The sequence below is a fragment of the Nonomuraea cavernae genome (assembly GCF_014646355.1).
Lineage (GTDB): Bacteria > Actinomycetota > Actinomycetes > Streptosporangiales > Streptosporangiaceae > Nonomuraea > Nonomuraea cavernae.
Genome location: NZ_BMNH01000020.1, coordinates 105,698 through 123,052, shown reverse-complemented (window position 1 = coordinate 123,052; position 17,355 = coordinate 105,698). Strand labels below are relative to the sequence as shown.

The following is a 17,355-nucleotide window of genomic DNA, read 5'->3' as shown; positions in this document are numbered from 1 at the left end:
GGCTCCACACCTCACCAGCGCACGGGACCCTCGTCCTGCAGGAAGGCGCCGGTCGGGCCGTCGGCCCCCAGCGTGGCGAGCCGCACCGCGATCGCCGCGCCCTGCTCGGCGGTGCGGTAGCCGTTGTGGTCGGTCATGTCGGTGGCGCAGTAGCCGGGATCCGCGGCGTTGACCTTGATCGGGGTGTCCCGCAACTCGTTGGCGTAGACCACGGTGACCATGTTCAGCGCGGTCTTGGAGGAGTTGTAGGCCAGGTAGTCCTGCCCGTAGAACCGGCTGTCCGGATCGAGGGAGTCGGCCAGCGACCCGAGCCCGCTCGACAGGTTGACGATCCGGGCCGCCGGCGCCCGGCGCAGCAACGGCAGCAACGTGTCGGTCACGGTCACCACGCCGAACACGTTGATCTCGTACACCTCCCTCAGCGCGTCCGCCCGGCTGACGCCGTCGGGTTCGTCCGACCGGCCCATGATCCCGGCGTTGTTCACCAGGATGTCGAGCGCGCCGTACTCCCGCTCGATCCACTTCGCGGCGGCCCGCACGCTCGTCTCGTCGGTCACGTCCAGCCGCACGTACGGCTGGCCGAGGCGCTCGGCCGCGGCCCGCCCGCGCTCCTCGTCGCGCGCTCCCACGATGGCGGTGACGCCGTGCTCGCCGAGCAGGCGCGCGATCTGAAAACCGATTCCTCTGTTGGCGCCCGTGATGAGGGCTGTCGTCGTCATGGCCCCCACCTTCGCGGCGTACGCGGTGGCGCGGGAGAGACCTGCCGAGGCTGGGACCGGCGGTACCACCCACGGGTCCGTCCCGTTGCCCAGGATGTAGGCATGAACCGTGACGAACTCGCCGAATTCCTGCGTTCCCGGCGTCACCGGATCACGCCGAGGCACGTCGGCCTGCCCACGGGCGAGCGCCGGCGCACCCCCGGGCTGCGCAGGCAGGAGGTCGCCCAGCTCGCCGGCATCTCGGTCGACTACTACATCCGGCTGGAGCAGGGCAGGGGTCCGCACCCGTCCAGGCAGGTGCTCAACGCGCTGGCCAGGGCGCTCATGCTCTACCAGGACGAGCGCACCCACCTGTTCCACCTGGCCGGCCAGGCCACCGACCCGTCCGCCCGCCGGAGCGACGTGCCCGACGGCATCCTGCACCTGATCTCCTTCCTGGAGGAGGTGCCCGCCTACGTGCTCGACGCCAGGTACGACATCCTGGCCTGGAATCCGCTGGCCGCCGCCCTCCTGGGCGACCTCGAGAACCGGCCGCCCAGCGACCGCAACGTCATCCGCTGGGTGTTCGCCGCCCCCGACATCGCCGAGATCCTCGACGACGTGGAGAAGGGGGCCTTCGCCCGCGCCTCCGTGGCCGACCTGCGGGTGGCGTCGGGCTGCTACCCCGACGACCCCGAGATCCAGGCGCTGGTCGCGGAGATGCTCGCGCTCAGCCCGGAGTTCGCCGACGTGTGGGCGCGGCACGAGGTGTGCGTCCGCAGGCAGCAGCGCAAGCGCGTCACTCACCCCGTCGTCGGGCCCGTCGACGCGATCTGCCAGGTGCTGCCGGTGCCCGACCGCGACGACCTGCGCCTCGTCCTCTACACCGCCGAGCCGGGCTCGGCCTCCCATCAGGCCTTGCGCGACCTGCGGCGACAGACTCTAAGCTCGTGAGATGCGAGCTGTTGCCTTTGACCTCTTCGGTGGGGAGCTCGACCTGCGCGAGCTGCCCGACCCGTCCCCCTCGCCGCACGGGGCGGTGATCCGGGTCGAGGCCACCGGCCTGTGCCGCAGCGACTGGCACGGCTGGCAGGGGCACGACCCCGCCGTCCGCGTCCTGCCGCACGTTCCCGGCCACGAGCTGGCCGGTGTCGTGGAGGCGGTCGGCTCCGGCGTGCGCGGCTGGCTGCCCGGCGCCCGGGTGACCGTGCCGTTCGTGTGCGCCTGCGGCTCCTGCGCGGCGTGCGCGGCCGGCGAGCAGCAGGTGTGCGAACGCCAGACGCAGCCCGGCTTCACCCACTGGGGCTCCTACGCCGAGTTCGTGGCCGTCGACCACGCCGACGTCAACCTCATCCCGGTGCCCGAGGAGATGTCCTACTTCACCGCGGCGAGCCTGGGCTGCCGCTTCGCCACCGCCTTCCGCGCCGTGGCGCAGGTCGGTGAGGTCCGGCCGGGCGAGTGGGTGGCCGTGCACGGCTGCGGCGGGGTCGGCCTGTCCGCCGTCATGATCGCCTCGGCGGCCGGGGCGCGGGTGGTGGCCGTCGACATCAGCACCGACGCGCTCCGCCTGGCCGAGCAGGCCGGCGCCACCCACTTCGTCGACGGCTCGGCCGGTGACGCGGGCGCCCAGGTGCGCGAGCTGACCAGGGGCGGGGCGCACGTGTCGATCGACGCGCTGGGCAGCCCGCGGACGTGCGCGGCCTCCGTCGAGAGCCTGCGCCGCCGGGGCCGGCACGTCCAGGTGGGGCTGCTGCCCGACGACGTGACGCCGATCCCGATGAGCCGGGTCATCGGCCAGGAGCTGCGGCTGCTCGGCAGCCACGGGATGGCCGCGCACGCCTACCCGCCGATGCTGGAGATGATCAGGGCCGGGCTGCTCCACCCGGAGGAGCTGGTCACCCGGACGATCGGCCTGGCCGACGCGGGCAAGGCGCTGGCCTCGATCGGCTCGGTGCCGGGAGTGACGATGATCACGCCCGGGGCCCCTCTCTGACCGGCCCGCTCCCGGCGGGCGCCCGCGCTCAGTCCTCGATCCGCACCCTGAGCGTGTTGAGCACGACGGCCAGCATGTCGTAGTGGGCCACCAGCATCACCAGCTCGATCCGGCCGGGCTCGTCATAGCGCTCGCACAGGGCCGCCCAGGTGGCGTCGGAGAGGTCTCCGCCGGTGTGCAGCTCGTCGGCCACCCGCAGGACCAGGCGGTCGGCCGGCTCCCAGGTGGCGTCGGCCTGCCGTACGGACTCGATCTCCTGGTCGGACAGGCCCGCCTCGCGGGCGATCCGGACGTGCTGGGCCCACTCGTAGGCGCTGCCGCGGTGGTGGGCGGTGCGCAGGATGGCCAGCTCGCGGTCGCGGGCGGGCAGCGTGCCGTACAGGAGGGCGCCGCCGAAGCGGAGCCAGGCCCGGTAGAGCGTGGGGTGGCGGGCCAGCGTGGTGAAGACGTTGAGGGGGTTGGCCTTCTGGAAGTCGTCCCACTGCTCCGGCGGCAGGGGCTGCACACGCGGTCTCATGGTCGTTAGCATCCCCCATATGAGCGGTCGCTTGGTAGGGAGACGGGTGCTGGTCGTCGGTGCGGGCACCCGGCCCTCGGACGAGCCGGACCCTCCGGTGGGCAACGGGCGGGCCATCGCGATGACCGCGGCCCGCGAGGGCGCGGAGGTCGTCTGCGCGGACGTGGACGAGCCCTCGGCGGCCGAGACCGCGAGCCGGATCAGGCACGAGGGCGGGACGGCCGAGGTGCTCACCGTGGACCTGGCCGACCCCGCGCAGTGCGAGGCGCTGCCCGGCCGGGCCGGGCGGATCGACGGGATCGTGCTCAACGCGGGCATCGGCGCCGGGTTCACGCTGGCCGGGACGAGCGCCGGGGAGTGGGACCAGGTCTTCGCGGTCAACCTGCGCGCCCACTTCCTGGTCTGCAAGGCCGCGCTGCCGCTGCTCGGGCCGGACTCCTCGATCGTCCTCATCGGCTCGGTGGCGGGGCTGCGGCCGGGCAGCCTGATCCCGGCGTACGAAGCGTCCAAGGCCGGGCTCGTCGGGCTGGCCAGGAACGTCGCGCTGGAGGGCGCGGGGCGGGGCGTCCGGGCGAACCTGGTGGCGCCGGGGCTGGTCGACACGCCGCTCGGGCGGGAGGCGAGCCGGCACTGGGAGCACCGCAAGCGGGTGCGGGTGCCGATGGGCCGCCAGGGCACAGCCTGGGAAATCGCCAACGTCGTGATATTCCTGCTTTCTGGGCATGCTTCCTACGTGACGGGGCAGATTCTGGCCGTGGACGGCGGCCTCACGCTCCTGTGAAGCGTCAGGACCGACAAGGATTTGCTGGCTGACCATAGGACAACCGTGATCCGAACTCTGCTCGCTGAGGACATGCATCTGGTGCGCGGGGCAATCGTGGCTTTGCTGGCGTACGAGGAGGACATCGAGGTCGTCGCCGAAGTCGATCGCGGTGATCGCATCGTCGCCACCGCCTGTGCCGTCCAGCCGGACGTCGCGGTGATCGACGTCGGCTTACCCGGCAAGGACGGCTTGGTGGCCGCGGGTGAGCTGCACGAGAAGCTGCCCGCCTGCGGGGTCCTGATCCTCACCGGCGTCGGCACGCCGGGGCTGCTGCGGCGGGCGCTCGACGCGCACGTACGGGGCTTCATGGCCAAGGACGCGCCGCCCAGCCAGCTGGCCGACGCGATCCGCAGGGTCTCCGCCGGAGAGCGGGTCATCGACTCGGAGATCGCCATCGCCGCGATGACCCCGCCCGACGCGCCGCTGACGGCGCGCGAGCTGGACGTGATCGGCGCCGCCGCCGAAGGGGCGTCCGTGTCGGAGATCGCCGCCTCGCTGTTCCTGTCCAAGGGAACGGTCCGAAACTACCTTCATCGCAGTACGGCCAAGCTCGGCGCGCGCAGCCGCATCGACGCGATCCGCATCGCCCGCGAGTCGGGCTGGATCTGAACCGCCCGGCACCGGCCCACGACGCTTCGGTCAGGCCGGCCCGGTCAGTCCATGGTCAGGCGGGCGCGGCCAGTGCGCGGTGAGGCGGGTGCGGTCAGTCCGTCGTCAGGCCGGTGCGGTCGGCCACGAAGGCCAGGATGTCGGCGGCGAGCGTGACGGACCGGCTGGCCGCGCGGGCGCCGTGCCCGACGTCGGGCTCGTGCCGCAGCAGGATCGGCCGGTCCCCCGAGGTGGCCCACTGCAGGGCGGCGCACATCTTGCGAGCGTGCATCGGATCGACCCTGGAGTCCGCTCCCGAGACGGTGAACAACGTCGCCGGGTAGTCCACCCCGTCGCGAACGTGGTGGTAGGGCGAGTAGCCGAGCAGCCAGGCCAACTGCCCGGGGTCGTCGGCGGAGCCGTACTCGGCCGTCCAGGAGGCGCCCAGACCGGACCGTTCGTAACGGACCATGTCGAGCAGCCCCGCCGAGCAGACCACCGCGGCGAACAGGCCGGGACGCTGGGTCATGGCCGCTCCCACGAGCAGACCGCCGTTGGACTCGCCCCAGACGGCCAGCCGGTCGGGCGTCGTCCACCCGTCGGCGACGAGCCTCTCCGCGGCGGCGATGAAGTCGTCGAAGACGTTCTGCTTGCGGTCCAGCATGCCGTCGCGGTGCCAGGACTCCCCCTCCTCGCCGCCGCCGCGCAGGCCGGCGATCGCCAGCACACCGCCGGCCTCCACCCAGGCGCGGGAGTCGGCGGCGTACCCTGGCGTCAGCGGCACGCCGAACCCGCCGTAGCCGGTCAGGATCGCCGGCCGGGGCCCTTCTCGCCCGGGGAGCGCGGAGACGACCATGCGCACGAGGGTGCCGTCGGCGGAGCGGTACTCCACGTGCCGGCTCTCCACTCCCCGCAGCGGCACGTGGCCGGGCGGCCCGGCCCATCTGACGGCCCGCTCCGCCCGCGCGTCGTAGTGCCACACCTCGGCGGGGGTGACGGCGTCGGTGTAACCGAACCACGCCTCGTGGCCGCCGCCCGGCCGCGACGTCAGCGAGGTGACGGTCCCACTGCCGGGCAGGGGCACGGTGGCCAGCCGCGTCCCGCTGACGGCGTCGTGGACGCCGATCTCGCTGACCGCGTGGCGGGTCCGGGAGACCAGGAGCCGGTCGCCGTCGAGGACGGTGAAGGCGCCGAGCACCGCCTCGGGATCCTCGGGGATCAGCTCCTTCCAGGCGTCGGGGGCCGCCGGGTCGGCCACGCACAGCCGGCGCCGGGGCGCCCCCTGGTCGGTCAGCAGGTAGACGCGCCCGTCGTGGCCGACGGCCGCCGCCGTGTTGGCCTCCAGCCCTTCCTGTACGACGCGCAGCTCGGGCCGCCGCGCGGAGCAGGTGGACAGGTCGGCCAGCCAGACGTCGTTCCCGGCCCGGGTGCCCGCGGAGATCGTCAGCCAGCGGCCGGCGGCGTCGATCAGCAGCCCGTACGGCACCGCGCCGCGGCTGAAGACCTGGACGTCGTCCGGCTCGCCGAGGCGGTGCAGGTAGATCCCCTGACGGAAGCGGACGTAGAGGAACCCCTCCTCGCCGGGCAGCCAGGCGACCGGGGAGTAGCGGCAGCCGCCCACCGGGCCGTCGACCACCTGGCCGGTGCCGAGGTCCATGACGTACAGGTCGGCCTGCTCGTCGCCGCGCCTGGACAGCTGGTAGGCGAGCCGCCTGCCGTCCAGGTCGGGCTGCCAGTCGTCGAGCGTGGTGAGGCCGCTGGGATCCAGCCGCATCGGATCGAGGATCACCTCGTCGTCGAGGCAGAGCACCGGATGCTCCTGACCGGCGGACTGGGACAGCCGGAAGTGGCGTACCCCCCGCCACACCGGCGGGGTGACCAGCCCCGTGGCGGCCAGCTCGGTCAGGCGGGCGGCGAACCGCTCGCGCAGCGGGAGCCCGGCGGCCTGGTCACGCCAGAGCCGGTCCTGGGCGGCCTGCCAGTCCCGGGTCGCGGGATCGTCAGGGTCCTCCAGCCAGCGGTAGGGGTCGCGGACGGGGTGGCCGTGCAGGTTCTCGACGAGGGGCAGTCGCCTTGCCGCTGGATATCTCATGACACAGGCTCCGGTTGCCAGTGGCCGACCAGGTCGGCGTACAGGGATGAGGTGCGTACGAGTTCGTCGTGCGTGCCGGCCTGGACCCGGCCGCCGTCCATGAGCAGGACGCGGCCGGCCCGCCGGGCCGAGGTGATCCGGTGGGCGACGACGACGAGCGTGCCGCCACGGGTGGCGAAGGCGTGCTCGACCCGCGCCTCGGCGGCGGGATCGAGGTGGCAGGTGGCCTCGTCCAGGATGGCCAGCCGGGCGGGTGACAGGTAGGCGCGCACCAGCGCGATGAGCTGCCGCTGTCCCGCCGACAGCGCGCCCGGGTCGAGAGGGGCGTCGTACCCGCCCACGGCCGCCACCAGCTCGGCCGCTCCGAGGGCGCGCACCGCCGCCTCGAGCTCGGCCGGCCCGGGCCCCGCCCCGTCCGGTCGGTCACCGCCTTCCTCGCAGCCGCCGTCCTCACGGCCGCCCTCCTCACGGCCGCCCTCCTCACGGCCGTCCGGCGAGGCGCGGAGGTAGGCGAGGTTCTCGCGCAGGGTGCCGCGGAAGACGTACGCCTCCTGGGGGATGAGCACCCGGGCGGCGTGCTCGGCCTGGTCCGCGGGGACGCCGCCGACCAGCACCCGGCCCGTGTCCGGGCGGAGCAACCCGCTGATCAGGGCCGCCAGCGTGGACTTCCCGGCGCCGCTCGGCCCGACGACGGCCAGGTGCTCGCCCTCGGGAACGCTCAGCGAGAGGCCGTCGACCACCGGGGCGGAGTGGGGGCCGTACGCGAACGTGACCTCGCGGAGCCGCACCTCGGCCGAGGCGGGCCGGCGGCGGACCCCGCGCGGGGGTGGCGGCGGGGCGGCGGTGATCCGATCCAGGGTGGCGGCGAGCTGGACGCCGCTGACCCCGAGGCCGTGCACCAGCCCGCCGAGGGCCGGGGCCAGCGACTGGGTGACATAGGCGAGCGCGCCGACGACCACCCCGGCGCCGGCGCCGCCGCTCAGCAGCCAGGGCGTCCCGGCGAGCACGAGCAGCACGGGCAGCCAGCCGCCGACGCCCAGCGCGGCGGTGCGAACGGCGGTCGCCCTGGCCAGGGCCCGCGCGGTGGACGCCTGGCCGTCGACGTGGGCGGCCATCCGGGCGCCCTGGCGATCCTCCGCGCCGCACGCGACGATGTCACGCAGCCCGCCAGCCATCGCGGTCATCGCCTCGGCGAGCCGCTCGTCGGCGAGCAGGAACTCCCGCTGCCGCCGGGCCAGGAGCGGCAGCGACGCCAGGAACAGGACCAGCCCGGCCGCGAACGGCGGCAGCACCAGCGCCGCGGCCCCCGGCGCCAGCGTGAGCAGGCCCAGGACCACGCTCACCACGGTGAACGCGAAACCGCGCACGGTGGTGACGACGGCCGCGAAGGCGTCCCTGGCCAGCTCGACCTGAAGCCCGGCGCGGGTGACGGCGGCGCTGTCCTGCCGCGCGCCGGGCGCGGCGGCGGCGCGGCGGACGGCGCCGCCGACGACGTGGGTGAGCAGGTCGTCGCGGAACGGCTCCGCCACGGCCGCCACCGCGAGGACGATCTGGCGGGCGGCCACCGCGGCCACCACCCAGGCCGCGCCGAGCGCCGTCAGCCAGGCCAGTCCGACCTCCGGCCGGCCCGCGGCGAAGCCGTCCTCGATGGCCCGGGCGACCGCGAGGCCGATGAGGAAGGCGGGCGCCGCCTCCAGCACCGACCAGAGACAGATCCGGACCAGCTGACGCGGCTCGCGGCGCAGCGCGCGCCAGAGCAGTGCCCTCATGGCTCCTCCCCCTGGAAGTCCCCCCGCGAGCCGCCCTGGAGGTCGTGCTCGAGGTCGTGCTCGAGGTCGTGCTGGAGGTCGCCCTGGAAGACCGCCCGATAGGCCGGGTCGCGCCACAGCTCGCGGTGCGGTCCCCGGCCGCGTACGGCGCCGTCCTCCAGCCAGACGACCTGGTCGGCGCGGGCGGCGGTGGCGAGGCGGTGCGCGACGACCAGCCGGGTACGGCCGCCGGGCCCGTCGGAGAGCGCGCGGCCGACCTCGCGTTCGGTCACGGTGTCGAGGCTGGAGGTGGCGTCGTCGAGGACCAGCAGCCGCTCCCCCTGGGCGAAGGCCCGGGCCAGGCCGAGCCGCTGGCGTTCGCCACCGGACAGGGGCGCGTCCGCGGTCCGCGTGGCGTACCCGTGCGGCAGCCGCCTGACGAACCCGTCGGCGCGCGCCGCCCCCGCCGCCACCGCCACGGCGTCCAGTTCGGCAGCCGGACGCACGACATCGCCACCTGCCCGCGATGCCACGTCGGCGGCGTCGCCGCTCGCGGGCGGCGCGTCGTCCGGGAGCCCTCGGCCGAGGGCTATGGCGTCGGCGATCGTGTCGCCGACCAGGACCGGGCGTTCGAAGGCGCAGCCGACGGCGCGCCTGAGCTCTGGGCGGGCCAGTTCGGGCAGCGGCACCCCGTCGAGCAGGACCGTGCCGCCGTCGGGGTCGGCCAGCCGGGCGGCGAGCGCCGCGAGCAGCGACTTGCCCGACCCCGACCGGCCGACCACGGCCGTGAGCGAGCCACCGGAGATGACCAGTCGCGGCACGGTCAGGCCGGCGGCCGTCACGTCGCGGAACTCCACGGTGCCCGTCCCGGACGGCAGCGCCCGGCTTCCGTGGCGGGTGCGGGGCACGGCGAGCACCTCGGCCATCCGCCCGGCCGCGGCCCGCGCCCTGGCCAGGCCGCCGATGGGACCGAGCGCGCCGCTCAGGGCGGCGCCGAGCACCGCGTACCTGGCGGACGCGTACAACTCGCCCACCGTGAGGTCGCCCGCGGCCAGCATGAAGCCGCCGACCGCCAGCACGGCCACCTCCACCAGCGGCACGACGAGCCCGGCGCGCACTCCCGCCGTCGCGTTGGCGCGCCACAGCAGCAGGCCGTGCCGCCGCAACCGGGGCAGCGGCCGCAGGACGCGGCGCGCCTCCAGTCCCTCGGTCCCGGCGGCGGCGATCGTACGCGCCCCGCCGAGCGCCTCGACGAGGCCGGCGGCCAGCTCGCCCTGCGCCTTCTGGTAACCGCCCGCGATCGTGGTGGTGGCGCGCAGGAAGGTGTTCAGCACGAGCAGGATGAGGACGATCCCGGCGAACAGGGTCAGGGTGAGCACGGGCGCGATGAGGGTCAGCGCCACCAGCGCGCCGACGGTGGGCACCAGGAGCGCGAGCGCCCCGGTCACCGACTCGGGAGCCCTGCCGACCTCCTCGGCGTTCAGCCCGGCGCGGGTGACGAGCTCGCCCTCGGGAAAGCGACGGGTGACGGCGGGCCCCGCGCCGAGCAGGTGGCGCAGCATTCCCAGGCGCAGCCGGGCGGCGGCGCGGGCTCCGCTCACGCCGCCGGCCCACACGCCGAGGCTCTCGCAGAGCACCACGCAGGCGACGATCGCGGCGCAGCCGGCCAGCCACTCCACGGCCGCGGGGTCGGTGGCGAGGAACGCGTCGACGGTCCGCCCCGCCACGTACGGCAGGGCCAGTTCGGCGGCCGCGCCCCCGACGGCCGTGACCGCCAGGATCGCGGTCCACGGCCCGTTCCGCCGTACCGCGCGCATGACCAGCCGGTCTCCGGCGAGCACCCGGGCCTCCTCGCGTCAAGTCCGAAGATCCCCGCGCCGGCCTTCTCGGTCGGCGCGGGGATCGGTCTCACTGATCAGTGGCAGAGCGCGACACTGAGGTTGCTGGGCTTGCCGGAGTGACATCCGAGAACCGTGAGCGTGCTGCCGCCGCTGGCGACGTCGCTGCTCGCCGGGGTCTCGAGCCCCTGCAGGTCGAGAAGGACCATGGTGTTACACCTCCTTCCGGGACTCGTGGGTGACAGGCCGCACCACTGGCGCGGCCTCCAGGAACGGCAGGTGTCCCGGGTTGTCGCCCAGTACCGTGTTCAGGGCGAAGAGGACACCTGCCGAACCAGTCGCGAAATCCATGGACAGCCGCAGCAGCTGGTCGCCCGGAAAGGCCAGGCCACCCCCGTACGGCAGTGCGTGCCAGCGCAGGCCCTTGACGTGCGCCTCCAGCACCTGGGCGGTGTCCGGCTGCGGTGGCACGCCGGCGAGCGCGGCGATGATGCCGGCGCGGCCGGTGAACAGGCCCGGCTGGACGAAGAAGCCGGAGCGGGCCGCCTTGAGCAGGTCCGCGAGCGCGGTGGCGAGCTCCGGGTCGTCGCGGTGGGCCAGGTAGCGGGCGAGCACCAGCGCGATGCCGGCCGAGCCCTCGTCCACGTACGGCAGCAGCCGCCAGCCCTGGTTCACCTGGAGCGAACCGTCCTCGGCCGCCCGGCACCTGCGCAGATCCTGCCGGAGCGCGACCTCCGCCAGGTCGAGCAGCGACGGGTCGCCGGTGTGCTCGTAGGCGTGCAGGAACAGCAGGGCGGGGCCGCTGGAGCCGTACATGAGCCCGGCTCGCGGGTTGAGGCCGCCGCTGACCTCGGGCACGTCGTCGGGACCGCCGAGCCGGTCGGCGCAGATGTCGACCGCGCGCAGGCCGGCCTTGGTCAGCTCGGGCTCGCCGAGGTGCAGCAGGTTCAGCCCGATCCCGGCCAGCCCGGAGTGGAGCGCCGACTCCAGCCCGTCCCACTTCTCGCGCAGGCAGATGTCCACCAGGTCGAGCGCGTCCTCGCGGTATCCGAGCCGGTCGAGGACGTAGGCGATGCCGTGCAGCCCGTCGTACAGTCCGAGGCCCGATCCCTGGATCGGGCGCAGTGCCCGCTCGCGCAGCCAGCCGTCGTACTCGGGGAAGCGTCCGGCCCCGCTGACCGCCAGCGCGTACAGGACGCCGGCCGCGCCGTGGGCGAGGTTGAGGCCGCCGCCGGGGCGGAACTGCGCCACGTCGCCGGGGAACAGCCGGTCGTCGCGATCGGGGGTCGCGGCGGCCGTGATGGCCCGGCGGAGCGCGTCGCGCAGCGGCGGCCAGGGCGCGGAGCCGGGCATCGGGAGGTCCGGCGCCTCGGCCCGGTCGCGGCCCATGATGGTGGCCGCAGCCGTCAGCGCCATGTCCCGGGTGCCCGGAAACGTCTCGGCGACCAGCTCGCCGAGCTGCGCGACCTTCGGAGGGGACAGCGGCAGCATGATCGTGCACTGCGGCGCGAACAGGCCCAGCCGCAGGCAGGCCATCGCGTACCTGTCGACGTCGGCCCCCTGCCGGTCGGGTGGCGCGACGAACGCCGGGTGGGCCAGGGCCGCCCGTCCCCCGTCGCCGGCCAGGGTGGCGACCTCGTAGTCGATGAGCACCACGCGCCCGCTCTCGGTCAGCAGGATGTTGTCCGGGTGCAGGTCGCCGAAGACGACGCCGCGCTCGTGCAGCGCCTCGATGGCCGCCTCCACCTGGTCCAGCGTGTCGAGCGCCCAGCGGGTGTAGGCGGCCAGGTCGTCGGCGTCGCAGGTCGCGCGGGTGAGCGGGTAGCGGTGCACCAGGCGCCGCTGCAGCGGGGTGCCGTCGACGAACTCCTGGACGAGGAAGTGGTGCTCGCCGACGGTGAAGTGGTCGCGCAGCTCGGGTGCCGCGCCGAGACCGGCCAGGCGTTCCAGGACGTCGCGCTCGTGCGTCAGCCGGGTCACCGCGTCCCGGCCGAGGGCGTCGAGGCCGGCGTGCGGCCTGGCCTCCTTCAGCACCACCTGGTCGCCGGTGGGCAGGTGCCGGGCGAGATAGACGCCTCCGCCGTTGGAGAAGTGCAGCACCGTGTCGATCTCGTACGGCAGCTCGCTCATGGTGACCGCGTTGCGGGCGGCCAGGTGCGGCTTGAGGAACTCCGGCAAGGTCGTCCACGGCGGCACGGAGAAGGTGGCGCCGCGCACGTCGGGGACGAGCCGGCCGGCGCCGTCCTCGACGGCCAGCACGCGCTCGCCGCCGCCGGACAGGCAGTGTCGTTCGGCGAAGCCGCCGTACCTCACGAAAAGCGGTCCCTCGCCGTAGCGCAGGTCGCTCAGGATGTAGGGGCCCCGGACGTCGCGCAGTAGTTCGTGCAGTTCCTTCAGGACGAGTTCGAGCTGCGCCTCGTCCCTCGGGTAGATCGTGATCAGCTTGCCGCTGGAGGCGCGCGAGGCGGCCTTGGAATTGACCATGACCAGGACCGCCGGGCCACGCAGGAACTTGAAAGCGATCTTCCGGGGAACGCAGTAGTCGTAGACGGCCGCTATCGCCTTCTCGGCGTCGTCGAGCCGGGCCGACACGTGAATCTTCCAGCCTTGCGCGGGCATCGGCGGCTGCCCTTGGGGGGCGTAGTAGCACCAGGTGTCGGTGACTTCGGAGGACCAGTCGCCGGGCGCCGGCCTGCGCAGAATGGGAAAGCCGGCGTCGTCGGCCGTGCTGTGCTCAAGCGTGTCGTAGAAATGACGATCCGCGAGGCAGTACAGCTCATACTGATCCATCACGCGCCTTCCCGATGAGGTCCACACGAGAAGAATGACGGCGCGCTGATATTTCGTCTAGTAACACAGAACAGCATTGCGGCGTGCCGAACACACTGCCCTATGTGCGTTTCTCATAAATGCTTTTGTTAGGCAGTCACTATTGATTTCTCGGAATGTGCACCGTGAATAAGAAACGCCCGCCGCGTAAGGACGTGGTCTCCAGCCGGCCACCGAGCACCGTGACCCGTTCGGTCAGGTTGATCAGCCCCTGCCCGCCGTCCTTCGGCCGGCGCCGCTGAAGGACGCCGTCGTTGCTGATCGACAGGCTCACCAGGCGGTCCTGTTCGAGCAGCTGGATCACGCACTCGCGGGCGGTGGCGTGCCGCAGCACGTTGGTCACGCCCTCGCGCAGCGTGTGGGTGAGCGCCTCGGCCACCTCACGCGGCAGGTCGCGGCACGACACCCGCATCTGGCAGCGGATCCCCACCGATTCCAGCAGGGCCCGCGCCGAGCTCAGCTCGAGCTCCAGCGAGGAGCGCTGCTCGCCGTGCGCGACGGCACGCACGTCGGAGGCCAGAGCGCGCAGCAGCGTCAGCGTCTCGTCCACCACCTGCCCGGCCTTCTCGTCGCGCTCGTGTACGAGCCGCTGGATGAGCTGGGCCTTCAGCACGAGGACGGTGAGCCGATGACCCACGAGGTCGTGCAGGTCCCTGGTGAAGCGGCGGCGTTCGATGACCACCGCCCGGTGGATCACGTCACTGCGCGTGGCCGACAGCCGGTCGGCCTGCACGGCCAGGCCGACCAGGGCGAACTCCACCAGGCCGAGCAGCGGGGCGGCGACGGCCCAGCCGGCGTAGGTCAGCGCCTCGGGCGGAGCCGCGAGGAGCACCGGCCCGCAGGCCATGGCCAGGGCCGCCACGGCGAAGGACCGGACCTGCTGCGCGACCAGCAGCAGGGCCCCGCACAGCAGCCCCGACACGGGGATCCAGGCCGCCCCGACGACCGGTAACGGCAGGTACGTCAGCCCCGCCTGGGCGGCGACCAGCCACCACCCGACGCCCTTGCGGGCCAGTATGAGCAGCACGAACCGGGCGTGCACGGCCAGGAGAACGAGCAGGACCGCCGAGCCCGCGACGGCGTGCCCCGAGTCCGCCAGCCCCCGGTGCACCGGCACCGTCAGCGCCGGCACCCCGGCCATCAGGCCGAGCCCGCCCAGCGTCAGCGGAGAGGAGGAGAGCATGGCCACGGAACGTGATCCGCGCGCGAACCAGCTATCTGTTCCGTTCACTCGTCCCCCGAAATGAAGTCGTCACCGGACCCGTCGCATCGCGAAAGCGGAACGCCCGTCTCACTCCTCCAATCGACCCGATTGCCCTGTCCATGTAAAGCGCATTGCCGACTTTCGACACGGCCTCGTTACCACAATCTGGAACATTTCAGGACATATAGTTGTCCCTATGGACTACATGCGATTGGGCGCCAGCGGACTGAAAGTTTCTCGCGTCTGTCTCGGGATGATGAGCTACGGCGATCCGGCCAAGCAGGAATGGGCGCTGCCCGAGGAGCGGGCCAAGCCGATCGTCCGCCGGGCGGTCGAGGCGGGCGTGACCTTCTTCGACACCGCCGACATCTACAGCGACGGCCAGAGCGAGGTCGTGACCGGCAACCTGCTCCGCGAGCTCTTCCCCCGGCGTGAGGACTACGTGCTGGCCACGAAGGTCTACTTCCCGATGGGCAGGGGCCGCAACGACCGCGGCCTGTCACGCAAGCACATCCTCGCCGCCATCGACGACTCCCTGCGCCGCCTCGGCACCGACTACGTGGACCTCTACCAGATCCACCGGTGGGACGACGAGACGCCGATCGAGGAGACCATGGAGGCGCTGCACGACGTGGTCAAGGCGGGCAAGGTCCGCTATCTGGGCGCCTCCTCGATGTGGGCGTGGCAGTTCGCCAAGGCGCAGCGGGTCGCCGGCGAGCACGGCTGGACGAGGTTCACGTCCATGCAGCCGCACTACAACCTGCTCTACCGCGAGGAGGAGCGCGAGATGCTCCCGCTCTGCGCCGACCAGGGCGTGGGCGTCATCCCGTGGAGCCCGCTGGCGCGCGGCGTCCTGGCCCGCGCCGGAACGGCCGAAACCACCACCCGGACGGGTTCCGACCCCCGCATCGACTACCTGTACGAGGCGGACAACGACCGGCTCGTCCTGGACCGGGTCGCGCAGGTGGCGCGGGAGCGCGACCTGCCCGCCGCCCAGATCGCGCTGGCCTGGGTGATGGCGCAACCGGGGATCACGGCGCCGATCGTGGGCGCCACCCGTGACGGCCACGTCGACGACGCGGTGGCCGCCGTGGGCGTGTCGCTCTCGGAGAAGGAGCTGGCCTTCCTCGCGGAGCCGTACCGGCCGCGCGAGGTTCGTTTCTGATCGCGTACGGTCTGAGGTGAAGTGTCGGTGCCGCCTTCTAAGCTGTGCGCATGGCACGTGCAAACGAGGAGGCGGCGGCGGCGCTCCAGGAGTACGCGGAGCTGTTCGCGCTGACCGGAGGCGACGCGTTCCGCGTGCGCAGTTATCAGAAGGCCGCCAAGGCGATCGCCGGCTTCCCCGAGGACATCTCGGCGACCGACGTGCGCGCCGTGCCGGGCGTCGGCGAGGCGATCGCGAAGAAGATGGAGGAGTTCCTCCAGCGCGGGAGCTTCCGCCAGCTCGACGACCTGCGCGGACGGGTGCCCGAGGGGGTGCGGCGGCTGACGCGCGTGCCGACACTGGGGCCCAAGACCGCGATCATGCTGTTCGACGACTACGGCATCGACTCGCCGGCGGCGCTGGGCGAGGCCATCACGGCCGGGCGGCTCGACGGGGTCAAGGGGCTCGGCCCCAAGACCCTGGCCAACCTGCTGAAGGGCGTCGAGCAGCTGGAGCAGTCGGGCCGGCGGGTGCACATCGGCGTCGCGATGTCGCTGGCCGAGCAGGTGATGGCGTCGCTGTCGGCCGAGCGCGTCGCCTACGCCGGGTCGCTGCGCCGGATGAAGGACACGATCGGCGACGTCGACATCCTGGCAGTGGCACCCGAGTCGATCATGGAGGAGTTCCGCGCGCAGCCCTATGTCGCGGAGGTCATCGCGGCGGGCGACAAGAAGACGTCGGTGCGCACCACCTCGGGGGTCCAGGTCGACCTGCGCGTGGTGCCCGCCGCGTCGTGGGGCGCCGCGATGCAATACTTCACCGGCTCCAAGGAGCACAACGTCGCGATCCGCGAGATCGCGGTCAAGAAGGGCTGGAAGCTCTCCGAATACGGCCTGTTCGAGGGCGAGCGCGTGATCGCCTCGGAGTCCGAGGAGGAGATCTACGCGGCGCTCGGCATGCAGTACGTACCGCCGCCGATGCGCGAGGACGGCGGCGAGGTGCGCGCGGCGCTCCGCGGCGAATTGCCCGAGCCGGTCCGGCTCGACGACCTGCGCGGCGACCTGCACACGCACACCGACCTGACCGACGGCATCGCCTCGCTGGAGGACATGGTGGCGGCCGCCTCCGCCCGCGGCTACTCCTACTACGCGGTGACCGACCACGCCCCCGACCTGACCATGCAGCGCATGACCCTCGACAAGGCGCTGGCGCAGCGTGAGCGCATCGCGAAGCTCCAGAGCTCCTATCCCGGCATGCGCCTGCTGCACGGCACCGAGCTCAACATCGCGCCCGACGGCTCGGTCGACTGGCCGGCCGAGGTGCTGCGCGGCTTCGACGTCTGCGTGGCCTCGGTCCACTCCCACTTCGGCATGCCGCGCGACGAGATGACCCGCCGCTTCATCACGGCCTGCGAAAATCCCTACGTCGACATCATCGGCCACCCCACCACCCGCAAGATCGGCAAGCGGGAGCCGGTCGACGCCGACTGGGACGCCGTCTTCCGCGCCGCGGCCCGCACGGGCACGGCCATGGAGATCGACTCCTATCCCGACCGGTCCGACCTGCCGTCCGACCTGGTCCGGCTGGCCAAGCACCACGGGGTCAGATTCTCCATCGACAGCGACTCCCACGCGATCCCGCACCTGGCCCACCAGCGGTTCGGCGTCGGCGTGGCCCAGCGCGCCTGGCTGACCACCGACGACGTGATCAACACCTGGCCGCTGGAGCGTCTCCAGGCCTTCCTCCGGCCCTGACCTGCCTCTCTTCGGACCATCGTCCGAGGTGTTCGACACGCCGCATAGGCCATGCTCCCACGGTGCCGTGGAAGTGGGTGCTAGCACGGTGCCGCAGAAGTGGGTGCTACCACGGTGCCGCAGAAGC

At 73.1% G+C, this 17,355-nt stretch carries 14 protein-coding genes; 6 read left to right on the top strand and 8 right to left on the bottom strand.

Annotated features, from left to right (window positions below; all coding sequences use genetic code 11):
* Nucleotides 1-11 precede the first annotated feature (11 nt).
* Nucleotides 12-719 carry an SDR family oxidoreductase gene (locus IEY82_RS27135; RefSeq protein ID WP_189127058.1) on the bottom strand — a complete coding sequence of 236 codons (708 nt, stop codon included), beginning with the start codon at nucleotides 717-719 and terminating at the stop codon, nucleotides 12-14.
* Nucleotides 720-821: 102 nt separating this feature from the next.
* Between IEY82_RS27135 and IEY82_RS27130 the strand changes: the two genes are divergently transcribed.
* Both IEY82_RS27130 and IEY82_RS27125 read left to right on the top strand, forming a co-directional pair.
* The gene (locus IEY82_RS27130; protein WP_189127057.1) at nucleotides 822-1,652 is read left to right on the top strand and encodes a helix-turn-helix transcriptional regulator; all 831 of its coding nucleotides are present in this window, start codon (nucleotides 822-824) and stop codon (nucleotides 1,650-1,652) included.
* Between the two features lies 1 nt (nucleotide 1,653).
* The gene (locus IEY82_RS27125) at nucleotides 1,654-2,691 is read left to right on the top strand and encodes a zinc-dependent alcohol dehydrogenase family protein (RefSeq protein WP_189127056.1); all 1,038 of its coding nucleotides are present in this window, start codon (nucleotides 1,654-1,656) and stop codon (nucleotides 2,689-2,691) included.
* Nucleotides 2,692-2,719: 28 nt separating this feature from the next.
* Here IEY82_RS27125 and IEY82_RS27120 read toward each other — a convergent pair whose 3' ends face one another.
* Nucleotides 2,720-3,208, bottom strand: a complete 489-nt coding sequence (locus IEY82_RS27120; protein WP_189127055.1) for a carboxymuconolactone decarboxylase family protein — start codon at nucleotides 3,206-3,208, stop codon at nucleotides 2,720-2,722.
* Between the two features lie 19 nt (nucleotides 3,209-3,227).
* Between IEY82_RS27120 and IEY82_RS27115 the strand changes: the two genes are divergently transcribed.
* Nucleotides 3,228-3,989, top strand: a complete 762-nt coding sequence (locus IEY82_RS27115; RefSeq protein WP_189127054.1) for an SDR family NAD(P)-dependent oxidoreductase — start codon at nucleotides 3,228-3,230, stop codon at nucleotides 3,987-3,989.
* A gap of 45 nt (nucleotides 3,990-4,034) precedes the next feature.
* The gene (locus tag IEY82_RS27110) at nucleotides 4,035-4,640 is read left to right on the top strand and encodes a response regulator transcription factor (RefSeq protein WP_189127053.1); all 606 of its coding nucleotides are present in this window, start codon (nucleotides 4,035-4,037) and stop codon (nucleotides 4,638-4,640) included.
* A gap of 94 nt (nucleotides 4,641-4,734) precedes the next feature.
* Here the strand turns inward: IEY82_RS27110 and IEY82_RS27105 are convergent, their stop codons facing one another.
* The 6 genes from IEY82_RS27105 to IEY82_RS27080 all read right to left on the bottom strand — a co-directional run bounded on the left by IEY82_RS27105 (nucleotide 4,735) and on the right by IEY82_RS27080 (nucleotide 14,309).
* Nucleotides 4,735-6,711, bottom strand: coding sequence for a prolyl oligopeptidase family serine peptidase (locus IEY82_RS27105; RefSeq protein WP_189127052.1), 1,977 nt, complete (start codon nucleotides 6,709-6,711; stop codon nucleotides 4,735-4,737).
* On the bottom strand, nucleotides 6,708-8,480 hold the full coding sequence (locus IEY82_RS27100) for an ATP-binding cassette domain-containing protein (RefSeq protein WP_189127051.1): 1,773 nt from the start codon (nucleotides 8,478-8,480) through the stop codon (nucleotides 6,708-6,710). The genes IEY82_RS27105 and IEY82_RS27100 overlap by 4 nt, the downstream gene beginning before the upstream one ends.
* Nucleotides 8,477-10,300, bottom strand: a complete 1,824-nt coding sequence (locus IEY82_RS27095; protein ID WP_189127050.1) for an ABC transporter ATP-binding protein — start codon at nucleotides 10,298-10,300, stop codon at nucleotides 8,477-8,479. The genes IEY82_RS27100 and IEY82_RS27095 overlap by 4 nt, the downstream gene beginning before the upstream one ends.
* A 74-nt stretch (nucleotides 10,301-10,374) precedes the next feature.
* A complete protein-coding gene (locus IEY82_RS27090; RefSeq protein WP_189127049.1) occupies nucleotides 10,375-10,506 on the bottom strand; it encodes a SapB/AmfS family lanthipeptide in 132 nt (43 codons plus the stop codon).
* Nucleotides 10,507-10,510: 4 nt separating this feature from the next.
* Nucleotides 10,511-13,087, bottom strand: coding sequence for a class III lanthionine synthetase LanKC (gene lanKC, locus IEY82_RS27085; protein ID WP_189127048.1), 2,577 nt, complete (start codon nucleotides 13,085-13,087; stop codon nucleotides 10,511-10,513).
* Between the two features lie 139 nt (nucleotides 13,088-13,226).
* A complete protein-coding gene (locus IEY82_RS27080) occupies nucleotides 13,227-14,309 on the bottom strand; it encodes a sensor histidine kinase (RefSeq protein ID WP_189127047.1) in 1,083 nt (360 codons plus the stop codon).
* A gap of 217 nt (nucleotides 14,310-14,526) precedes the next feature.
* Between IEY82_RS27080 and IEY82_RS27075 the strand changes: the two genes are divergently transcribed.
* Both IEY82_RS27075 and polX read left to right on the top strand, forming a co-directional pair.
* Nucleotides 14,527-15,495 (top strand): aldo/keto reductase, encoded by a 969-nt coding sequence (locus IEY82_RS27075; RefSeq protein WP_189127046.1) that lies wholly within the window; start codon nucleotides 14,527-14,529, stop codon nucleotides 15,493-15,495.
* A 50-nt stretch (nucleotides 15,496-15,545) separates the two neighbouring features.
* On the top strand, nucleotides 15,546-17,228 hold the full coding sequence (gene polX / locus IEY82_RS27070) for a DNA polymerase/3'-5' exonuclease PolX (RefSeq protein WP_189127045.1): 1,683 nt from the start codon (nucleotides 15,546-15,548) through the stop codon (nucleotides 17,226-17,228).
* The last annotated feature ends 127 nt before the right edge of the window (nucleotides 17,229-17,355 follow it).